Raw genomic sequence first — 20134 nt, forward strand, 5'->3', positions numbered from 1 at the left:
CTATGCCTCCCGCGTAACCTCAAAGAACCACCGTGTCGTATCAGCGGCCACTTCTGCTTCACCAAAGTCCGCGCTGACACGTTGTAAGGTCAGGCCGGCTTCTTTCAGCGCGGCTTGGTAGTCAGCCAACTCATAGGTCCGTTCGTGATGCAGTTCCGTCACCTTGTGGTAATCTCCGGTCTCCTCATTTTGCGTGAAGAAGGTCAGATCATGTTCGGCCGCATGGTCCTCATCCTCGATGCCATAGCTGGTCCAAATAAAGGCCCGCGTGTCATCGACGTAATTATACATGTACCCCGGATAAACGTCATCCGTTTGGTGCGGTGTAATCACATCAAAGAGGAATTTCCCGCCAACGGTCAGGTGATCGTGTACCTGACGGAATGCGGCTGTAACGGCTGCCAAGTCTGACAGATAACAGAAGGAATCCGCAAAACAGGTAATCGTCTGGTAATCACCGATCATGGTGAGATCCAACATATCACCTGCCATTAAGGGCATGGTCACCTTGGCTTCCTCGGCGTGCTTAGCGGCCAAAGCCAGCATCTCCTCAGAGAGATCCAAGCCACTGACCTGATAGCCACGTTGGGCCAATAAGACGCCTAGACGACCACTACCGCATGCTAGATCCAGCAATTCACCGTCAGCAGGTGTGACACGTTGGGCGACAAAATCCAGCCACTGGTCGTACATGGCTGGATCGAACAATTCGTCGTAAAGCTCAGCAAAGGACTGATAGATCATGCCTCAGCCTCTACCCACTGTGAAAGGTCAACTTCGGGTGCGTCAGACCACAGCTTTTCCAAGTTGTAGTGGCCCCGTTGTTCCTTTTGGAAGACGTGCACGATCACATCGCCCAGATCAATCAAGATCCAGTTAGCACTGTTCTTGCCTTCGACGTCCTTAATCGCAACACCTTGGGCGCTGACTTGGTCTTCAACTTCGTCAACGATCGCTTGGATCTGCCGACTTGAGTTGGCATCCACGATTAAGAAGTAATCCGCCATCAGGCTAACCTTCCGCATATCTAAAGCAGTCATGTCTTCTGCCCGCTTGCTTTCTGCAGCTTTAACTGCAATTTCTAAGATTTGTTTGCTATCCATGCAAGTACCCCTCTCAAATGTTGATTCTTTTAATAGTTAACGGATATCGACACCACCGAACTAGTTCTGGTAGCGCGGTACCCAGGCATTGTAAGTCGCCAATGACTTGGGATAAACGGGTAACCCATTTTCAATCAGGTACTGCAACGTGTGCTGTGCCTGAAAGGCTACCCCGGCGCCCAGATCTTTAGCGGTCACCTGACGGGCTTCAGCCACCCCCGGAAAATCCCGAGCGGGTTCGATATAGTCTGCCATGTAGATCACTTGTTCCAAAGGCGTCATGTAGACGTCACCGGTGGTATGATGGCGCACGGCATTCAGGATGTCTTCATCGTAAATGTGAAGTTCGCGTTTGATCAATTCCGCGCCGACGACGCCGTGCCAAATCGCATTGCCATAGTGCAACAGTTCTGGATTCAGCTGATAAGCCTTGATGGCTGCAATGAAGTCCTCATCGGGCCGCTGTTTGGCGTAATCATGAACGAGGCCCGCGATACTGGCACGTTCCAGATCCACGTCATTCTTAGCGGCCAATTCTAGCGCCGTTTGTTCCACCCGCAGCACGTGGTGGAACCGTTTCGGTCGTAATTGCTGTGAAATGCGATCGAGCAATTCCTGGCGAGTGCCGGGAAAGATATTGGCTTGATACGTTAACTCAGTCACGGTATAACAGATGCTCCTTTATATAGAGGTCCACCATGGTCGGTACCAAGTAGCGAACCGATTGCCCCCGACGAACCTGATCACGAATCATGGTCGAGCTGATCCCAATACTGGGAACGTCCACCCACAACACAGGATACGGCGATTCACGGGTAAACCCCTGGCGACAAACCCCCACAAACTGAACCAATTTTAACAGGTCATCGATGCGGTACCATTTTGGCAAATACGCCACCATGTCCCCACCAATGATAAAGTAATACTGATTTTCGGGATGCTCACGCGTTAATTGCAACATCGTGTCGTAGGAATAACTCTTTCCCCCACGCTGCACCTCTGTCAGCTCCAACTTAAATCGTGGATTGTCCTTAATGGCTGCTTGCACCATCGCAACGCGATCAACCGCTGGAATAGCCAGCTTACGATCGACATGTGGCGGTTCGGCATCGGGCATAAATAGCACCTGATCAAGTCCCAACTGCGTGGCAACCTGATCGGCAATGACCAAATGACCCAGGTGTGGCGGATTAAAAGTGCCACCAAGAATGCCAATCCGGCGTTTCTTAGCGGTCGCTTGCATCTGAGTCGCCACCTGCGTACTCGTTTGCTCTGAAATCTTTACCACGACTGCCAGACCTCCTACATATTTTCAACGACTGATGAAATTCTTTGGTTTTCTTCATCCGTTGCGGGCCGGTACAGAACCAAGACCCGACCAATGGTTTGAACAACTTGAATGTCCGTTCCTTGCTCGATAAACTTCTTGGTATCCTCAACGGAGGCTTCCGCACTCTGTTGCAGGTTAATCTTGATTAATTCTCGTTTCTCTAAGGCCCCGGTTAATTGATCCAACCAGGCCTGCGTTAAACCGTTCTTCCCCACTGAAAATAAGGGGTGCATGGCGTGTGCGTGAGCACGTAAATATCTCTTTTGTTTCCCTCGTAACACGTTGTTTTCCTCCATCTATCTAAATCATTGCGCGTCGGACCAATACGCCGACGCCTGCAGGTGCCCAACCGGTGACATTGACGCCAGCCGGTACTGTAATCCAACCTAAGCCTTCAAAGACCAGGTCGCTCTTAACGGTTGTTTTAAATTCATGCGCAACCAATGGTGGAAAATCATCCTTGTTTTCCGGTTGTGGTGGCGTCAACAACTGTCCCAATTGACGGTCGTAGAAGTCATCCGCATTTTCCAGCTTGGTCCGATGAATGTAAAGATTATTTTCAAAGTAAGCAATGAAGCCCGTCTTAGGCCCCTTGGTGTAATCGAAGCGCGCAACCCCACCGAAGAACAACGTTTGCTGATCGTTCAGTTGGTAGGTCTTAGGCTTGATCTGCTTTTGCGGCGCCACAATCTTGAGGTCTTTACCGTCCAAGAAGTGCGCCATTTGTTGGTTTTGAATGATCCCAGGGGTGTCAACCAGCACGTGGTCGTCGTCCAAAGGCAATTCAATCTTATCCAACGTCGTCCCAGGGAACCGTGACGTGGTGATTAAGTCCTTAACCCCAGTATTTTGGCGAATGATTTGGTTAATCAACGTGGACTTCCCAACGTTGGTTACCCCTACCACGTACACATCACGATCGCCACGGTACTTGTCAATCATCGTCAATAACTGGTCGACCGACTGATTGGTCTTGGCACTTAACAGGGTCACATCAATGGGCCGCAAGCCTTGTTCATTGGCACGTTGACGAATCCAGTCCTTAAGCTTACTCCGCTTTAGGGAGCTAGGCAGAAGGTCTTCCTTGTTCCCCACCAATAAGATTGGGTTTTCACCCACAAACCGGTGAAGCCCAGGAATCACACTACCGTTGAAATCAAAGATATCCACAACGTAGACAATCAGTGCGTTGGCATCTTGAATTTGGGTCAACAAATTCAGGAAGTCATCATCGGTCAAGCCAACCGGCACAATTTCATTGTAGTGCCGTAGTCGGAAGCACCGTTGACAATAGACTTCCTCTTTTTCCATACCCTTATCTAAGGCCGACTGGGGCGTGTAGCCCGGCGCCGTCTTGTCTGTTGTTTGAATCTCCGCTCCACACCCAATACAGTGCAAAGCTTCACCGTCAACTAAAACGGGTTCAGTGTGTTTTTCGTTCATTAAGATCCTCCTGCCAAGTTAATTCTGGGTACGCATGCCGCAAACGCCACATAACGACCTTTTCTAATAAGCGATTTCCCTTTGTGATCCAGGCATCCGACTTCAAGATCGGCTTGACCAGGACACTCCGTACACCGCTACGATGTGCGGAGAGCACGTCCGTCAAGAGTTGGTCACCTACCATGATGGCCTCTTCTCGTCGTAAATGCCACCGCCGTAACGCCCGTCGAATTCCCCAAGTCAATGGCTTAAGGGCACGATGAACGTAAGGCAGATTAAAAGGTGCGACGGCTCGGTCGACCCGCGCGCGGCTATTGTTGGACACCACAATGACCTGAATACCGGCCATTTCTAACATCGTTAGCCAATGCCGTAATTCAGGTGTGCCATCGGGATTATTCCAAGCAATTAAGGTGTTGTCCAGATCGGTCATCACGGCCTTGATGCCGTGTGCTCGCAACTGATCCGGTGTCAAATCATATATATTTGTAACCATCCACGTTGGTTTGAATGCGGAAACCATGCGGGTGACTGCCCCCCTTCGTCCGTTTGCCGTTACCGGCTGTCTAGCATTTCATTATACGCAATTTTAGCGGATTTTACCACTCGTAACGACTGAGAATCTGAAACGATTGTCGGCTTAAAAACGCGATGACTGTGCTGGTACGGTTGTGAGCGGTTTACTTTAGCGGCCTTGAATTTCATACGTTATCTCTAATTATTACAATAATAATGGTCGCGGTCTGCATGGACACGATGCCTGAAAATGCCGTTCTAATTTCGGCGGCTTTCCAGATCATCTGCTCGGTAACCAGCGGCCTTTGAAACGTGTTCGGCAAGGCAGAGTGCGCTTAGCAAGCTAAGTGACGCCTGCCCGGCTAGAAGCGTTAATCCTATATTATCTTAGAGACTGGCACTCAAAATTCTCTATCCGGTAACCTGCGGCCTCGGAAACGTGTTCGGCAAGGCAGGTCCCTGCGCTTAGCAAGCTAAGTGACGCCTGCCCGGCTAGAAGCATTAATCCTATATTATCTTAGAGACTGGCACTCAAAATTCTCTATCCGGTAACCAGCAGCCTCGGAAACGTGCGTCGTCAGGCAGGTCCCTGCGCTTAACCCCATTAAGCACCGGCTCGGTTTCTACCAAAAACTGTCCTCTTATGCCATTTCAAGCGGCCGCCCTCAAAGTTATCTACTTCGGAAACTTGCAGCCTCAGAAACGTGTTCGGCAAGGCAGGTCCCTGCGCTTAGCAAGCTAAGTGACTCCTGCCCGGCAAAGCCGAACAGAAGCCCCTTAGCTCCCTAATGCTCAGAACCTAAGCGTCTTGCCTCTCACTCTAATAAAAAAGAACCCCGCTTATCAGCGAAGTCCCTTTCTCATTAACTGAATTAAGCAGCCAATGCAGCCTTAGCTTGTTCTGCTAAAGCAGTGAATGCAGCAGCATCGTTAACTGCCAAATCAGCTAACATTTTACGGTTAACATCGATGTTGGCTAACTTCAAACCGTGCATCAACTTGCTGTAGCTCAGACCGTTCATCCGGGCTGCGGCGTTGATCCGGGCAATCCAAAGCTTACGGAAGTTACGCTTCGTAGCTTTACGGTCACGGAAGGCGTATTGACGGCCCTTCATGACTTGGTCCTTAGCAACCTTAAATAAACGGTGCTTTGAACCACGGTAACCCTTAGCTAATTTCAAAACTTTCTTACGACGTGCGCGTGTAACAGTACCGCCTTTAACTCGTGGCATAATCTTTTCCTCCTAAATCAATTCAAACATTATGTCGACATTTCGTCGACCCGAAAAATCTACGACTAGCTTACTTTTGTAATAATGAACGGTAAGTCTTAATAGTCGTTTCGTTCATCATCCGGGTACCACGAAGGTTCCGGCGTTGCTTCTTGGTCTTACCGTGGAAACGGTGAGACGTGTAAGCATTGGCACTCTTGATACCGCCCTTAGCAGTTACTTTGAAACGCTTAGCTGCGGCGCGGTTAGTCTTCATCTTTGGCATAATACGAAATTTCCTCCTTAAATCGGTAGCTATTGCTACCCAATCAATTCACACTATTTCTCTGCGATGGGCGAAAGCATTAAGAACATGCTCCGACCGTCCATCTTTGGCCGTTGAACAACTGTTGCGACGTCTGCCGTTTCAGCTGCCATGCGATTAAGCACTTCGCGACCAATGTCTTTATGGGTAATTGCCCGACCCTTAAACCGGATTGAAACCCGTACTTTTTCACCCTTGGCCAAGAACTTCTTAGCGTTCTTCAGCTTGGTGTTAAAGTCGTTGGTATCAATGGTAGGACTCAAGCGAACTTCCTTGACACTGACCACTTTTTGCTTTTTACGCGCTTCGCGTTGCTTCTTTTGCAACTCGAATCGGTATTTCCCGTAGTCCATGATGCGGGCTACTGGTGGCTTAGCTTTCGGTGCAACCAGAACTAAATCGAGGTTTGCGTCTTCGGCGATCTGTAAAGCTTCGCGCTTGGTCTTGATACCCAATTGCTCGCCGTCTCCAGCGATAAGCCGTACTTCACGTGCTCGAATTCCCTCGTTGACAATCGTGTCGTTTGCTATGGTAATCCACCTCCAAAATAATCTCCGAGAACTGCAGAATCTCACCCACAAAAAATGCGGGAACCTTTGATGATAATCAAACGGCTCCCGCAAGAAATCCAATCAAAACAATCGGATTAACGTGCATATCCAGCCTAGCAGCGTTAGCCACAAGGCGAGAAGCGGAAGCCTCTGCTTAATTTCTCAACTTAACCATCATACCAGCTAGCTGGTCCCCTGTCAACGCTGTTTTATAACTTTTCAGTTAACCTACTGTGCTGACGATGATTCTTCTGATGCGGCCCCGTTTCCCAGAATCCGATTGCTAGAATCCAACCGGTTGATCACAAAGGATAAGACAATAATGCCGAAGCCAATCACATACACCCAATGCAAACCATTATACAGGATGTGGCGAAGTGCTGGCAACAATTTTTCCGGTAGTGTGCTTGCCGTCTGCGGATTAATGAGTCGGTTCATCATGGCCATATTGGTGCCCGCATAGTGTTGCATGTCCTGCTGCATCCCCGTGTTCAAGATGATCCCAAAGATGGAAACCATCAGCGTTTGGCCAATGGTCCGGCCTAACGTGTTAAAGGACGTGGCCACACCCACATTTTCAGCCGAAACCAGTCGCTGCGACGTCAAGGTTGTGGTGGTCATCGCAATCCCAAAGCCGAAGCCGTTGACCGCGGTGATGATAAAGAACCAGCCAAACGGCGCCTCTAATGGCAGTAACGCCAAAACGAGTCCGGCCACCAGGATAAATGCCAAGCTGAAGTAGAGAATCCGGCGTGGCGTCCACCGCGCCAAAAAGTAGCTGGTCGCAAAGGCCCCAACGACCCACATCAACGAGTTCGGTGTGAGCGCCAACCCCGCTTCCGAGGCCGAAACACCGTGGATACCTTGGCCCCAGGTTGGCACGTAAACCGTCAACGCCATCAGGTACCCGTTGATCAGCGCTGCGATTGCATTTTGAACGATAAAGGGACGATTCTTAAAGAGTTCCAACGAAATAATTGGATCAGCCGCGCGTTTTTCCCGGCGGATGAATAAGATCAGGCTGACGATGCTAACGACCAGGCCCCCAATGAAGGCCGCCCAGACAATGGGCTGACTGCTCAACACCTGAAAGCTCAGCATTAGGCTAAGCAGGCACACCATCAGCCAGAAACTTCCAAGATAGTCGATGCTCTCGGTTCGCTGGCGCTTGGGTTCGTGTAAATATAATTGAAATAATATCATGGTAATTAAGCCCACTGGTACATTAATGAAGAAGATCCAATGCCAACTGAGCTTATCAATAATAATGCCACCTAGTAATGGCGCAAGCACCGCCGCAATCCCCCACGCGGAGTTGGTGATTCCTAGAATTTTAGCGCGTTTCTCGATCGCATAAATATCCGCGATAATGGTCATGGATACGGGTAATAACGCCCCCGCCCCAATACCTTGGATCGCCCGCCAAAAAATCAATACGGGCATGCTTGTGGACAGGCCACTCATCGCCGACCCCACGATAAACACGGCTAAGCCGAATTGCATCACGGGCTTACGCCCAATCACGTCGGCCAATTTACCGTAGATGGGGGTCACCATCGCGGTGGCTAACAAATAGATGGAAAAGACCCAATTCATTAACGCAACACCGTGTAGATTTCCGACAATCGTGGGCAGGGCCGTTGACACGATGGTGCCCTCGATAGCACTCACAAACGTCGCCACGTAAATCGCAATCGTCACGGCAAGCACGTTTGTTTTTGACTGTGACATTTCAACATCTTCCTTCTTAGAGCTGCGCCAACCATTCTTTAGGCGTTCTCACTTGCCCTTCGATAGTCGTCAGCCGTTCTCAATTAATGATCCGTTTCTTTTGGCAATTCCAATAACCACGTTACCACTTCTAAACCGCACACACTAGTAAAACCAGCACTCTCCCGAAATTGCCTTTGTCTGTGATGGCTGTAAATAAAAAGGGCCTGAGCATTCACCCAGACCCTTCCTATAACCTATTTAACGTTAAGAACAAAATCTGCTCTTAAGACGTCTTACTTATCTTCGCGACTGTAAGAAGCGATGTCGCCGAGGATTTCCTTGACGAAAGCGTCACTGCTCATGGAATTACTGTCTTCTTCCCCGTACTTCCGGACAGAGACCGTACCATTCGCCATTTCGTCTTCACCAACGACCAACGTGTATGGAATCTTGTGCGTTTGGGCGTCCCGAATCAGGTAACCCATCTTTTCACCACGCTTGTCGACGTTAACCCGCACGTCAGCAGCCTTTAATTCAGCAGCCAACTTGTCGGCGTAGGCACCGTGCTTCTCTTCAGAAACAGGGATGATCGTGACTTGCTTAGGGGCTAACCAAGTTGGGAAGGCACCCTTGTAGATTTCAGTCAGGTAAGCGGTGAACCGTTCCATCGTTGAAACCAAGCCACGGTGAATCATGACTGGACGGTGTTCTTCACCATCGGCACCGACGTAGTGCAAGTCGAAGCGTTCTGGCAACATGAAGTCCAATTGGATCGTGGATAACGTTTCTTCGTTCCCAAGAGCCGTCTTGGTTTGGACGTCCAGCTTAGGACCGTAGAAGGCAGCTTCCCCTTCGGCTTCAACGTAAGGCAAGCCAAGGTCATCCATGGCACCCTTCAACATCTTTTGCGCGTTGTTCCACATTTCATCGTCATCAAAGTACTTTTCAGTGTTCTTAGGATCACGGTAGCTCAACCGGAACGTGTAGTCCTTGATGTCAAAGTCCTTGTAAACTTTAACCATCAAGTCCAGGATGCTCTTGAATTCATCTTGGATTTGTTCTGGGGCAACGAACGTGTGACCATCGTTCAAGGTCATTTCACGAACCCGTTGCAAACCACTCAGGGCACCGGACTTTTCGTAACGGTGCATCATCCCTAATTCAGCAATCCGCAGTGGCAATTCACGGTAAGAACGGATGTGGTGGTTGTAAATTTGAATATGGCTAGGGCAGTTCATTGGCCGTAATTCAAGTTGTTCGCCATCACCCATGTCCATTGGTGGGAACATGTCTTCACGGTAGTGCGCCCAGTGACCGGATTGCTTGTACAGATCCAGGTTGGCTAGCACTGGCGTGTAAACGTGTTGGTAACCATTAGCCACTTCCTTGTCGATGATGTAACGTTCGATCGTCCGACGAATCGTGGCACCGTTTGGCATCCAGTATGGTAAGCCGGCACCGACTTTAGGATCAACGAAGAACAAGTCTAATTGGTTCCCGATAACCCGGTGGTCACGTTCGCGGGCTTCTTGGCGCTTAGCTAAGTCAGCGTCTAAGTCAGCTTGCTTGTAGAAGGCCGTCCCGTAAATCCGTTGGAGCATTGGGTTAGAGGACTTACCTTGCCAGTATGCACCAGCAACGGAGAGTAACTTGAACTTCTTCACGTCACCCGTGTTGGCTAATTGGGCACCGTCACTTAAGATTTCGTGATCGCCAATCTTCAAGAAGTTCACTTGGTCGCCAGCAACGGCCTTGATTAAGTCGGTCGTGTAAGGATCGTCCTTAGCCTTAGCTAAAGCATCGTCCTTGCTGATTGCAACACGTTCGATAGCCGCCTTGTCAGCGATTAATTTTTCAACAATCACCGCAATAGCATCTAATTCGTCAACGCTAACCTGTTGGTCGTCCTTGTCGGTATCAACGTAGAACCCGTCTTCGTCGGCACTAACTTCGCCCAAACGAATAGCTGGGAATTCCTTCTTCAAGGCAATCCGAACCAAAGCAGCCGTCGTGTTCCGCAGAACCGTCAAGCCATCTTCATCGCTCTTCGTGACGATTTCAATGCTACCGTCATGGGCAATTGGCGTTAAGTTGTCGATCAATTCGCCGTCTAATTTAGCTGCAACGGCCTTCTTGCCTAAACTAATTGAAATAGACTTGGCAACATCTTCTGGCGTGGTGCCAGCAGCGAACTCTTTAACGTTGCCATCTGGAAATTTAAGTGAAATACTTGCCATAATTTTCAATCTCCCTTATTGATTTTGGATCGAACGACGAAAAAATCCCCAGTGCCAAAGAAGGCACTGGGGACGTCATTAACGTGGTTCCACCCGATATTTTTCACGAGACTGATCCCGTGAACTCTAATCGTCGATAACGGAACGGACCGGCCGAAAATTTCCTTTCGACAGCTAGGAAAGTGGTAATGTCTGCGGGCGCTAAGTCGGCTTCCAAGCAAGGCCAACTCTTCCTGTGAACGTCTCCGCGGACACCATGTCTTTCGTCATAGCTCATGTGGTTTCATTGACTATTAAACACTTGCGGCCAAATATTGTCAAGCGGTGTTCACGAAAAATAACGGGTAAACTTCCCGGCTGCCCAGAAGCACCCTCATTCATAAAAAAGCCAACCCCTTTGGAGATGACTTCATCCCCGCACGAGTCGGCTCTTGCTTAATTTGACGTTATTGTGGCCGCCGATTGACGCCGACCATCGTGATTTCTCTTGCTAGGAAACGAATCCGCTGCATCAGCCGCTGGGCCTTCAGTGGTTCGTCGTCCCCCCGCGTTGAAATGCGTAGGTGCTCCTTCTCCAATTGGACCATCGAGAAATTGGAGCTAAAGAAAGTGGGAAGCTCCTCTTGCATCCGATATTCCAGGATGACCCCCAGCACATCGTCTCTGACCCAAGCGGACATGGCATCCGCTCCAATATCATCAATCATCAGAACCGGCGACTTCTTAAGCGCATCGAGTTTCTCGGCCACCCCGTTTTGGGCAATGGCGTTCTTCATTTCCACCGCAAAGCTGGGGAAATGAACCAGCGTGGTGGAAAAACCATCCGTTGCCAACTGATTAGCGACAGCCGCCAGTAAATAGGTCTTGCCCACGCCGAAACTACCGGCCAGGTAAAGCGCCTGGTGACGCCGCTTGGGATTGGCCTCGTAGGCGTCCACAAAATCCAGGGCCGCCATCAAAGCTTCTGCCCGATCGGTGTCTTGGTCAAAGTTAGCCAGCGAAGCCTCCCGAATACTCTTCGGCATGGCAATCGACTTCACCCGTTGCCGTAACTGTTGCTGGGCCTGTTTCTCCAGGGTATCCGCCGTGGGGACATAGGCCACGTCAATCAGGTGGTTCGAGACAATCAGTTGCGGTTCGTATCCCGTTGCAAAGGTCGTCCCACCCTTGGCTAATTTCTCCCGTTCGGAAACAAATTCATAGAGTTTCGCTGCGGAACGAGTCATGACATCATCCGCCAGCTCCTCTTGGTGGTCCTGATAAAACTTAGTTACGGTGGGGTCATCGTAGACCTTAGCCATCAGCTGCCGATAATTGTCGTTCAGGTGCCGTTGACTCATCAACTGCTGCATGGTTTTACTTAAATCTTCCATCTGCTAGTCCTCCTTTCCCTTGCTGCGTTCCTCGAGCCGCGCAATCCGTTCCTGCAATTGCTTTTGCTGATCCGCTGACAGCTTAGCGGTCGTGGCCGTTTGGGTCGTCCCACTCGGCTTCTTCGCCCAATCCGGCAAAGTCTCCTTGACGGTCGGCTGTTGACGCCGAGAGCGCCGTGGCTTCGATGCCTCTTGCTGGCGATCGCGAATCTTCTGAATGGCCAACTGCGGCGTATTGACCTTGGCCTTGCTCCAATCATTGGCGATAGTATCTAACAAATTCTTATTCAATGTCGGCTTGTCTTCATCCACCAAAACGTGGTAGATCATGAGATTCAAAACAGACTCCGGGAACAGCTGTCGACTCACCAAATCGCGCACAATCCGTTGCTCACCATCCGTGACGAAACCGCCCGTATTCTGTTTAATCCCTTGTAGAAACGCCACGGGTGCCGTATTCGTTGCGACCTTGATCAAGGCCCGTTCAGCACTGGAAGCCCCCTTAACGGCGGTGCTAGTCGACGTGTCGGTCACCGGCGCGGGTTCACCCCGATGCTGGTAACCGAAGGCCTGAGCCACGATCCGTTTGAACTGTTCCGGATTGAAGATGTTTGTCGCCAGATCCGTCGCCTCACCAATGTAGCGGGCCATGGTGGGCTCATCCAGGCCATAGGTGGCGTGCTCCGTTAACAGCAACTGGCGATACTTGCTGACCGCTCGGGTGTCCACGAAGGAACGTTCCAACAACTCGCCCAGTAATTTAAAGTCAAATTGGACCTTGTCCGCCGCTAAATCCGGCGCACTGCTGGTTTGCGTGAGGGTTTGGCGATTAGCCGTGACCACCTCAGGAATATCGCGTAGCTCGTCCCCGTCCACGTGAAAGACGTCCAAAAAGTTTTTGGTGATATTTTCTTCATTTTCCCCCGGCTTAGCCGTTGCGACATTGGCCGTCACCAAAGCCTGATAAAGGTCTTCACCCACTACACCCAGCAATTGCACGCTGAGCAAGTCGTCCTTAAAGAAGGCCTGCGGTGTCAACGGCGCATGGAGTTCATAGACGAAGCTCGATAGGTCGCCCTCCGTCTTTACCCGGGTGGTAAGTAACCCCGTCGCTTCTAAACGTAACCGCGCCGCATACAGGTGCGCCAGGTCTAACCCCAGCTCCGCCAGTAAGATGGCATGCCGCTTATAGGTCTCGCGTTGTGGGAGCCAAAAAAGGGCCGAGAAGAGCCCCGTGGCACTCGGTCCAATGATCGGTTGATAGAGTTGGGTTAAGGTTTGCCAACTCTGATCGGTTAACCGGTCCGCCAACCGAACCAAAAAGCCCGTCTTTGGCTGCAATTGGTGCCAGGAATCCTCCATGCCCTATTTCGCCTCGCTTTGCCGATGGTTCCGGTCTTTGGCCTTCGCCTTGTCCTTATCCATCATGTCTTTTAATTCGTTGAAGAAGACCCCTGTATCCTTGAACTGCCGGTAAACACTGGCAAAACGGATGTAGGCGATCTCATCCACGTCGACCAACCGGTTCATGACGTATTCCCCAATCAGTTGACTGGAGATTTCGTTGACACCGAGTGCTCGAATCTTATTTTCAACTTCATCCACGATCTTCGTCATGACATCCATCCCCACCGGTCGTTTCTCAGCGGAGCGGATGATGCCACGAAGAATCTTTTCACGATTAAACTCCTCGCGCGTGCCGTTCTTCTTAATTACCAACAGCGGTGTCACTTCAACCCGCTCAAACGTCGTGAACCGAAAGCCACAGCTCTCACACTCACGGCGCCGGCGGATGACGCGCCCATCGTCGGTCGGTCGACTATCGACGACCCGCGATCCATTATGATGACAGTGCGGACACTGCATTTTGGTCACCTCATTTTTTCATTGGTTACTCATTCATTCTCTGATAATCGGTCTCTCGACTGCTCGCCGGATTAGCGTTAGTTGTCATTCGTGCTTAATCATCTAACAGCAGCTATTCCACCGCCAACTAACCAGTCTAGCTGAATTCATCGACGTCCCCAATATCTTGGGGGTCAACGACTCAGCCATTAGCCATACACCATCTAATCCAATCCCTCGGCCAAAATCGCTGCCGACGAGCCCAAATTAGTGGTGTCAAGCCATTTTACCACTTGTTGGCGCGTTTCGGCAATCGTTCCCGCATTATCAATCACCACATCGGCTAAAGCCGCCTTCTTGGCGATGGACCACTGTTGCGCCATTCTGGCTTGTGCGGCTTCTTCTGACAGGCCATCACGGGCCATCAATCGTTGGCGTTGTACCGTTACCGGCGTTGCGACCACCATCACGTGATCGACCAGGTGAATCAGGTAACCGACTTCATAGAAGGTGGGCGCGTCAATTACAATTCCCGTAACCTGCTGCGCACGATACTGAGCGAGTTGCTGCTGGATCTCCGCGCGAATTAGTGGCGTCGTGATTGCTTCAAGCCGATGCAAGTCCGTGGCGTTGCCAAAGACCAGTTGCCCCAGCTTTTTTCGATCCAGGCTGCCATCCACTCGACGAAACGACGCCCCAAAGGTTGTACAAATCTGTTGGAGACCAGGTGTTCCCGGTGCCACCACCTGCCGGGCAATCACATCGGCATCGATAATCTTGAGTCCCGCCAGCTTCAACCAGCGACTCACCGTCGATTTACCCGTGGCAATTCCGCCGGTTAACCCCCACACCTCAGTCATCAGTGACTTCCTCCAGGACTTCCGGTGGGTACGGCTGACAGTGCGGGCAAAAATGCGTCCCCCGCTGGGCAACCTTGATCTTAACAATCTCGGTTCCACAGCGTTCACAGGGTTCTCCCTCGTGACCATACACGTGCAGATGATTCTGAAAGTTACCGGTCTCGCCAAACGCCGTGGAGAAGCTATGCACCGTGGTGCCATGGCCCTTAATGGCCCTGGCGATCTCGGCAATGATGTTTTGACGCAGTGTCTCTAACTGGTCCTGAGTCAACGTATCGGCCGGCGTCAGTGGATTAATTTTGGAGAGCCAAAGGACCTCATCCACGTAGATGTTGCCCAACCCGGCAATCTTGGATTGATCCAGCAAGAAGGGCTTAACCACCTTGTGTGATTTACCAAAGACACGCTGCATATAGGCCAGCGTTAAGGTTTCTTCAGTAGGTTCCGGTCCCAATTTGCCGAGTGACTTGAGCGCCGTTCCCTCGGTGCCCGTCTCGACCAACCGCATCCGACCGAACTTGCGGGTGTCGTTGTACCGCAACTCCCGGTGGTCCTTCAAGTAAAAAATGACATGGGTGTGTTTCGGCACGGGACTGCCCGCGGGCTGCACGTCATATTTGCCCTCCATCCGCAGATGGGACACCAAGGTGAGGTTGCCGCTAAGTCGAAAAAGCAGGTATTTCCCGCGCCGATCAACCTTTTCAATCTTGCGACCGATCAGATCCGCCGTAAAAATCTCGGCATCGGGCCGCACCATCTTGGCATAAAAGACGGCCACGTGATCAATGGTCGCCCCTGCCACCAGCTGGGTCAAGCCGCGACGCACCGTTTCAACTTCTGGTAATTCTGGCATGGCTATTCCTCCCTTTGGCGCTACTTGGCGTCATACCAAGTTGGGCCGTAGTGACTTTCAACCTTCAGTGGGATCTCAAGGTCAATGGCGGAGTCCATGACACTTGGGACTAATTTAGCTAACGTGGCGATCTCCTCGGCCGGGGCCTCGAAGATCAATTCATCGTGAACCTGCAGCAACATTGTCGCCTGCATATCCTTGATGGCCGCTTCCATACGAATCATGGCAATCTTAATAATATCTGCGGCACTCCCCTGAATCGGCGTGTTCATCGCTGTCCGTTCGGCAAACGACCGCTGGTTGAAGTTTCGGGAATTGATATCTGGCAGGTAACGGCGACGGTGGGCGATGGTTTCCACATATCCCAGCTCGTGCGCCTGTTGGACCATGCGTTCCGTATAGGCCTTAACGCCTGGATATTCCTCAAAGTAGGTGTCAATAAAGTTCTTCGCTTGTTTGCGAGAAATGCCAATATTTTGTGACAGTCCAAAGTCACTGATCCCGTAGACAATCCCGAAGTTAACGGCCTTGGCCTGCCGCCGAATGTTCGGCGTCACTTCGGCATCGGGTGCCATCTTAAAGATCCGCCGGGCAGTAGCCGCGTGAATATCTTGGCCTTCCTTGAAGGCTTCCTGCATGTTGGCATCATGGCTCATGTGCGCGAGCACCCGCAGTTCAATCTGTGAGTAGTCAGACGAGAAGATCTGCCAGCCCTCATGACGTGGCACGAAGGCTTTCCGAATCGCACGCCCTTCTTCACTTCGAACCGGGATGTTTTGCAAGTTAGGATCAACTGAGGACAGCCGCCCCGTCTGTGTCAACGTTTGTAGGTAACGCGTGTGGACTTTCTGATCCTCGGGATGAATGACCTTCAACAGGCCCTCCACGTACGTCGATTGAATCTTGGCAATCTTCCGGTAACGCAAGATATTCTCGGCAATTGGGGCGTCCGCTGCCAATTTTTCGAGCACACCGACCGCCGTAGAATACCCCGTCTTGGTCTTCTTAATCACGGGCAGGCCCATCTTCTCAAATAGAATTTGTCCCAGCTGTTTAGGCGAGCCAATGTTAAATTCTTCGCCCGCTTCCTGATAAATTGTCTGTTCAATCTCGGCCAATTGTTCAGTAAACTTGCTGCCCATGGCTTCCAATTCACTGGCATCTACGGTAATGCCGGCAATTTCCATCCGTGCTAACACGAAACTCATGGGTAATTCAATCTCACGGTAGAGCTTCGTTTGTTCATTTTCATCCAGGCCTTCAAACAACTTGGGCCGCAACTGTTCAATCGCCCGCGCCTTTCGCGCCAAATGTTTGAACAGAACCTCATCATCTTCGGGGATGGCCCGCTTAGCCCCTTTACCGTAAACATCTTCATCGGTGGCCACTTGCTCGTAACCGTGTTCCATAGCCACGCGGCCGAGGTCATTGCTGTTGTCGTAAGTATTCAACAGGTAGGAGCACAACAACAGATCGCAGTCTACGCCAGCTAAGGTAATTCCTAAGCGGTTTAAGCCAACATAGGTCCGCTTGGCGTCAAAGACCTGTTTGGCCACGTCAGCAGACGCCAGAATGTCTTTTAAAGGTGCCTGTTGCAGGAGGCTGACATCGCGGCTCACCCACCATTGGTCATCATCACCGATCGCAAAACCGGCGAATTCGGACGTGTGGTAGTTTTCATCCGGCATTTCCAAATAAAACTCACAACCGTCAGCGGAAAAGTCTGGTAAAGCTGTCACATTTTCAGCCGTCAGCACCGTGTAATCAATGTCCTTGAGTCCTGGCGTTGCACTCGGTGTCTCGCCCTCAAAATCCATCTTGCTGAGGAACGTCCGGAAGTTCATCCGTTGATAAAAGGCAATCAGGTCATCGCGGTTAGGGCCTTCGTAGACCAGATCGGCCACTTTCTTCTCGACTGGCGCGTCACGGTTAATCGTCGCCAGTTTTTTAGCCAATAGCGCTTGGTCGTGATCGGCAACCAGGTGCTCTTTGAGCTTCTTGGCCGTAATGTCATCGATATTCTCGTAAATGCCCTCAATGCTGCCATACTTACCCACCAAATCAACGGCACGCTTAGGCCCCACACCGGTCACACCGGGATAGTTATCCGAGTTATCGCCCTGAAGTCCTTTAATATCAATGATCTGTTCGGGTGTCACACCCATCTTTTCCTTCACGTAGGCTGGGGTGTAGCGTTCAATCTCGCTGACCCCTTTTTTAGAAATGGCAACCGTGGTGTGGTCGTTGGCCAACTGCGTGAGGTCCCGGTCACCGGTGACAATGGTCGTGGTGAACCCGTCCGCTTCGGCCTGCTTGGCTAGCGTCCCGATAATATCATCGGCTTCGTAATTGGGTAGCTCGTAGGTTTGAATGCCCCGTGCTGCTAAGAGTTCCTTGACGTAAGGAAATTGTTCGGAAAGTTCCGGTGCCGTCTTCGCCCGGCCGCCCTTGTAGTTGTTATACATTTTAGTTCGGAACGTGACCTTCCCGGCATCGAACGCCACTAGGACGTGTGTGGGGTCCACATTCTTCAGCATGGTCTCTAACATCGTGTTAAAGCCATAAATGGCGTTGGTGTGCAGCCCTTCGCTGTTGGTAAATCGCCCTAACGACGTGTATAACGCGTAAAAGGCCTTGAAGGTCACACTGTTGCCGTCGATCAATAATAATCGTTTGTCCGCCATAATTCGCTCCTCCCGAGTGGTCCTATCAGCGGCCACTCGCGTATTCTGCTTATATTTTACCAAAGATCCCTTAAAATCCGAAATGAAAAACCGCTTTACCGTGGATTTATAGCGACTTTTCCGAAAAACTGCTGTGGGGGTATGGAACCTAACTGTGGTTAAGATCGGCCGCTGAGGTGGCGTCCTCATCCAAGGAACACCATTCTAAGGGTCAGAAACAGTTGCAGCTCTCCAGTTTAATATTGCTTGTATATGCCAAGATCATGATATAGCCGCGTTATGCTGAGGACAATTTAGCGCAAAGCTCAGTAATTGGCCACGGTAACCCCCGTGCACCCTCGCTACGGTAAAGCCTCTAAAATCAATTTGTAAAACACAAAAAGCGAGATACCGGTTAACCCAGTGTCTCGCTTTCCCATTGATTGACCACCCGGTGATTAGTCTCTGCCACCGAATAAGCCGAAGATTTGTAAGAGTTGTAAGAATAAGTTGACGAAGTCCAAGTACAACTGTAAGGCCCCGTTGATGGCCAAACCAGTTTCAGAGACTTGGTCGCCGTATTGGAGATACATCTTCTTCATGCGTTGCGTGTCCCAAGCCGTCAAGGCGGCAAAGATGATCACGGCAATGAAGGAGAAGATCATGGCAATCAGTGAGCTCTGCAAGAAGATGTTAATCAACATGGCCACGATCAACCCGATTAAAGCAGCTGATGCCTGTGTCCCAATCTTGGTTAAATCACGCTTGGTGGTGACCCCAATCGTTGCCATAGTCAGAAAGACAGCTGCACTGGAAACGAAGGCTGCGGCAATCGACGCGTTACTGTAAACCAGCGTGTAGATCGAGAAGACTGCCCCGGTCACCACTGCGTAGACCATCAAACCGACAAAGGCAACTGTTGGACGTTTCATAGATTGACCACTAATCACGAATGGCAAGATAAACCACACGACAATTGGCAGAATAATCATGCCACCGCTGAGGTTTTGTAAGGCACCGCTGAACTGGGTAGCCATGAGAAAAGCCGTCACGGCAGATACCAGCACAGACAAGCCCATCCAGCCGAACATCTTGGTCATAAAACCATTGAGACCGACCTCAGTATTAATCGTTTGACGGGGTTGCTGTTCATAGTTGTTCATTGAAACGCTCCTTTTTATGCAAACTTTCCCAGCTGAGTGCCACCCAATTGCGGCACAACTTCTGGGTTTATTAGAGTATATTCTATCAAATCCGTGACCAAATACAAGTAATCTGTCGCGGACAAACCCAGCAAAAAAGGGAACGACCCGCGCCGTTCCCCCGTAAAATCCGAATTATTAAGTTTATATTGCGGACAACTATTTACCCGCACCACCTTCATTGTCAGCTTCACCGCTGGCCCAAACCTTGTTAGCGTAAATCGAGTTGAACAGGAGTGCCGCCTGTAAAGCCACCTGTGACAGGTTCGCCCCGAGTGACCCGATGCTCGTCGCCCCAATCAAAATCTGAACCGTCAGGATACTCCAGTACAAAACGTTGGCAATGTTGACCACAATCCATAAGGACCAGTTTTCCTTGTATTTCAGAATGTAAAGCAACTGTGCAATGATGCTGACCACGAAGTTCACGGAGTCAAAGTATGGCAGTTGACCGTTTAAAGCGGCCAGAACGACCCAGCCAATGGCCCAAGCAACGAATGCGCCAATGAAGATCCACCGCCGCGTGTTCTTCTGGAAGGAATGGGTGGCGTCATCGTGACCCCACATGTACCAGCCGATGGGTTGTGAAATAACATAAATAATATCCATAGCAAAAGACCCATAAGCGTGGCTGATCCAAGCGACATACGTCATGGCCAAACACTGTACCAGACCAAAGATAAATGAAATCTTCCGGCCCTTCATCCCGTAAACCAGGCACAGCACACCGCCGACCCCAGAAATCATCCCGATAAAGCTATCCGGCACGATCATGTAGACCACCAGTTGCAGTAGAATCAAGATTGAGACGTAGATGACTTCAAATTTTTTCCAATTCGTGAAGAGCTGGTTATACCACCAGTTATGTTGTTTAGCATTATCCATATTGCATTCCCCTTTTCACTGTCC

At 50.6% G+C, this 20134-nt stretch carries 20 protein-coding genes; all 20 read right to left on the reverse strand.

Translation table 11 applies throughout. The features are described 5' to 3' along the window. On the reverse strand, positions 1 to 744 hold the full coding sequence (locus FD28_RS12615) for a class I SAM-dependent DNA methyltransferase (RefSeq protein ID WP_057735402.1): 744 nt from the start codon (positions 742 to 744) through the stop codon (positions 1 to 3). After that, entirely contained in the window at positions 741 to 1103 is a 363-nt protein-coding gene (gene rsfS / locus FD28_RS12620) for a ribosome silencing factor (RefSeq protein ID WP_057735403.1), read from the reverse strand. Before rsfS ends, FD28_RS12615 begins: the two co-directional genes overlap by 4 nt. Positions 1104 to 1163: 60 nt before the next feature. Continuing rightward, on the reverse strand, positions 1164 to 1766 hold the full coding sequence (gene yqeK / locus FD28_RS12625) for a bis(5'-nucleosyl)-tetraphosphatase (symmetrical) YqeK (RefSeq protein ID WP_057735404.1): 603 nt from the start codon (positions 1764 to 1766) through the stop codon (positions 1164 to 1166). Then, positions 1759 to 2391 (reverse strand): nicotinate-nucleotide adenylyltransferase, encoded by a 633-nt coding sequence (locus FD28_RS12630; RefSeq protein ID WP_057735405.1) that lies wholly within the window; start codon positions 2389 to 2391, stop codon positions 1759 to 1761. Before FD28_RS12630 ends, yqeK begins: the two co-directional genes overlap by 8 nt. A 14-nt stretch (positions 2392 to 2405) precedes the next feature. Beyond that, positions 2406 to 2729: a ribosome assembly RNA-binding protein YhbY gene (gene yhbY / locus FD28_RS12635; protein ID WP_057735406.1), complete on the reverse strand. Its 324-nt coding sequence runs from the start codon at positions 2727 to 2729 to the stop codon at positions 2406 to 2408. Between the two features lie 4 nt (positions 2730 to 2733). Then, complete coding sequence (yqeH, locus tag FD28_RS12640; protein ID WP_057735407.1) at positions 2734 to 3876, reverse strand: ribosome biogenesis GTPase YqeH; 1143 nt, start codon at positions 3874 to 3876, stop codon at positions 2734 to 2736. After that, positions 3857 to 4399, reverse strand: coding sequence for a YqeG family HAD IIIA-type phosphatase (locus tag FD28_RS12645; protein ID WP_057735408.1), 543 nt, complete (start codon positions 4397 to 4399; stop codon positions 3857 to 3859). The genes yqeH and FD28_RS12645 overlap by 20 nt, the downstream gene beginning before the upstream one ends. An 865-nt stretch (positions 4400 to 5264) precedes the next feature. After that, the gene (gene rplT / locus FD28_RS12650; RefSeq protein WP_057735409.1) at positions 5265 to 5624 is read right to left on the reverse strand and encodes a 50S ribosomal protein L20; all 360 of its coding nucleotides are present in this window, start codon (positions 5622 to 5624) and stop codon (positions 5265 to 5267) included. 70 nt (positions 5625 to 5694) lie between these two features. After that, positions 5695 to 5889: a 50S ribosomal protein L35 gene (gene rpmI, locus FD28_RS12655; RefSeq protein ID WP_045806761.1), complete on the reverse strand. Its 195-nt coding sequence runs from the start codon at positions 5887 to 5889 to the stop codon at positions 5695 to 5697. A gap of 53 nt (positions 5890 to 5942) precedes the next feature. Then, the gene (gene infC, locus FD28_RS12660) at positions 5943 to 6443 is read right to left on the reverse strand and encodes a translation initiation factor IF-3 (RefSeq protein ID WP_057735460.1); all 501 of its coding nucleotides are present in this window, start codon (positions 6441 to 6443) and stop codon (positions 5943 to 5945) included. Between the two features lie 264 nt (positions 6444 to 6707). After that, the gene (locus tag FD28_RS12665; RefSeq protein ID WP_057735410.1) at positions 6708 to 8210 is read right to left on the reverse strand and encodes an MDR family MFS transporter; all 1503 of its coding nucleotides are present in this window, start codon (positions 8208 to 8210) and stop codon (positions 6708 to 6710) included. 275 nt (positions 8211 to 8485) lie between these two features. After that, complete coding sequence (thrS, locus tag FD28_RS12670) at positions 8486 to 10429, reverse strand: threonine--tRNA ligase (protein ID WP_057735411.1); 1944 nt, start codon at positions 10427 to 10429, stop codon at positions 8486 to 8488. A 446-nt stretch (positions 10430 to 10875) separates the two neighbouring features. Continuing rightward, positions 10876 to 11802 carry a primosomal protein DnaI gene (gene dnaI / locus FD28_RS12675; protein ID WP_057735412.1) on the reverse strand — a complete coding sequence of 309 codons (927 nt, stop codon included), beginning with the start codon at positions 11800 to 11802 and terminating at the stop codon, positions 10876 to 10878. A 3-nt stretch (positions 11803 to 11805) separates the two neighbouring features. Beyond that, entirely contained in the window at positions 11806 to 13164 is a 1359-nt protein-coding gene (locus FD28_RS12680; protein WP_057735413.1) for a replication initiation and membrane attachment family protein, read from the reverse strand. Between the two features lie 3 nt (positions 13165 to 13167). Next, positions 13168 to 13668, reverse strand: coding sequence for a transcriptional regulator NrdR (nrdR, locus tag FD28_RS12685; RefSeq protein ID WP_057735414.1), 501 nt, complete (start codon positions 13666 to 13668; stop codon positions 13168 to 13170). Between the two features lie 203 nt (positions 13669 to 13871). Beyond that, positions 13872 to 14507, reverse strand: coding sequence for a dephospho-CoA kinase (coaE, locus tag FD28_RS12690; RefSeq protein ID WP_057735415.1), 636 nt, complete (start codon positions 14505 to 14507; stop codon positions 13872 to 13874). Continuing rightward, entirely contained in the window at positions 14500 to 15360 is an 861-nt protein-coding gene (gene mutM, locus FD28_RS12695; RefSeq protein WP_057735416.1) for a bifunctional DNA-formamidopyrimidine glycosylase/DNA-(apurinic or apyrimidinic site) lyase, read from the reverse strand. Before mutM ends, coaE begins: the two co-directional genes overlap by 8 nt. A 20-nt stretch (positions 15361 to 15380) precedes the next feature. Beyond that, positions 15381 to 18044, reverse strand: coding sequence for a DNA polymerase I (gene polA, locus FD28_RS12700; RefSeq protein WP_057735417.1), 2664 nt, complete (start codon positions 18042 to 18044; stop codon positions 15381 to 15383). A 437-nt stretch (positions 18045 to 18481) separates the two neighbouring features. Continuing rightward, positions 18482 to 19186, reverse strand: a complete 705-nt coding sequence (locus FD28_RS12705; protein ID WP_057735418.1) for a Bax inhibitor-1/YccA family protein — start codon at positions 19184 to 19186, stop codon at positions 18482 to 18484. Between the two features lie 198 nt (positions 19187 to 19384). After that, positions 19385 to 20110 carry a nicotinamide riboside transporter PnuC gene (gene pnuC, locus FD28_RS12710; RefSeq protein ID WP_057735419.1) on the reverse strand — a complete coding sequence of 242 codons (726 nt, stop codon included), beginning with the start codon at positions 20108 to 20110 and terminating at the stop codon, positions 19385 to 19387. Positions 20111 to 20134: the final 24 nt, after the last annotated feature.

Origin of the sequence: Levilactobacillus hammesii DSM 16381, from assembly GCF_001434395.1 — a bacterium.
GTDB classification, from domain to species: domain Bacteria; phylum Bacillota; class Bacilli; order Lactobacillales; family Lactobacillaceae; genus Levilactobacillus; species Levilactobacillus hammesii.

What these genes read in the sequence shown, in the direction of transcription:
- FD28_RS12615 (WP_057735402.1), bottom strand. Translation starts at nt 744, where the DNA reads ATGATCTATCAGTCCTTTGCTGAGCTTTACGACGAATTGTTCGATCCA.
- rsfS (WP_057735403.1), bottom strand. Translation starts at nt 1,103, where the DNA reads ATGGATAGCAAACAAATCTTAGAAATTGCAGTTAAAGCTGCAGAAAGC.
- yhbY (WP_057735406.1), bottom strand. Translation starts at nt 2,729, where the DNA reads ATGGAGGAAAACAACGTGTTACGAGGGAAACAAAAGAGATATTTACGT.
- yqeH (WP_057735407.1), bottom strand. Translation starts at nt 3,876, where the DNA reads ATGAACGAAAAACACACTGAACCCGTTTTAGTTGACGGTGAAGCTTTG.
- FD28_RS12645 (WP_057735408.1), bottom strand. Translation starts at nt 4,399, where the DNA reads ATGGTTTCCGCATTCAAACCAACGTGGATGGTTACAAATATATATGAT.
- rplT (WP_057735409.1), bottom strand. Translation starts at nt 5,624, where the DNA reads ATGCCACGAGTTAAAGGCGGTACTGTTACACGCGCACGTCGTAAGAAA.
- rpmI (WP_045806761.1), bottom strand. Translation starts at nt 5,889, where the DNA reads ATGCCAAAGATGAAGACTAACCGCGCCGCAGCTAAGCGTTTCAAAGTA.
- FD28_RS12665 (WP_057735410.1), bottom strand. Translation starts at nt 8,210, where the DNA reads ATGTCACAGTCAAAAACAAACGTGCTTGCCGTGACGATTGCGATTTAC.
- thrS (WP_057735411.1), bottom strand. Translation starts at nt 10,429, where the DNA reads ATGGCAAGTATTTCACTTAAATTTCCAGATGGCAACGTTAAAGAGTTC.
- dnaI (WP_057735412.1), bottom strand. Translation starts at nt 11,802, where the DNA reads ATGGAAGATTTAAGTAAAACCATGCAGCAGTTGATGAGTCAACGGCAC.
- FD28_RS12680 (WP_057735413.1), bottom strand. Translation starts at nt 13,164, where the DNA reads ATGGAGGATTCCTGGCACCAATTGCAGCCAAAGACGGGCTTTTTGGTT.
- nrdR (WP_057735414.1), bottom strand. Translation starts at nt 13,668, where the DNA reads ATGCAGTGTCCGCACTGTCATCATAATGGATCGCGGGTCGTCGATAGT.
- coaE (WP_057735415.1), bottom strand. Translation starts at nt 14,507, where the DNA reads ATGACTGAGGTGTGGGGGTTAACCGGCGGAATTGCCACGGGTAAATCG.
- mutM (WP_057735416.1), bottom strand. Translation starts at nt 15,360, where the DNA reads ATGCCAGAATTACCAGAAGTTGAAACGGTGCGTCGCGGCTTGACCCAG.
- polA (WP_057735417.1), bottom strand. Translation starts at nt 18,044, where the DNA reads ATGGCGGACAAACGATTATTATTGATCGACGGCAACAGTGTGACCTTC.
- FD28_RS12705 (WP_057735418.1), bottom strand. Translation starts at nt 19,186, where the DNA reads ATGAACAACTATGAACAGCAACCCCGTCAAACGATTAATACTGAGGTC.
- pnuC (WP_057735419.1), bottom strand. Translation starts at nt 20,110, where the DNA reads ATGGATAATGCTAAACAACATAACTGGTGGTATAACCAGCTCTTCACG.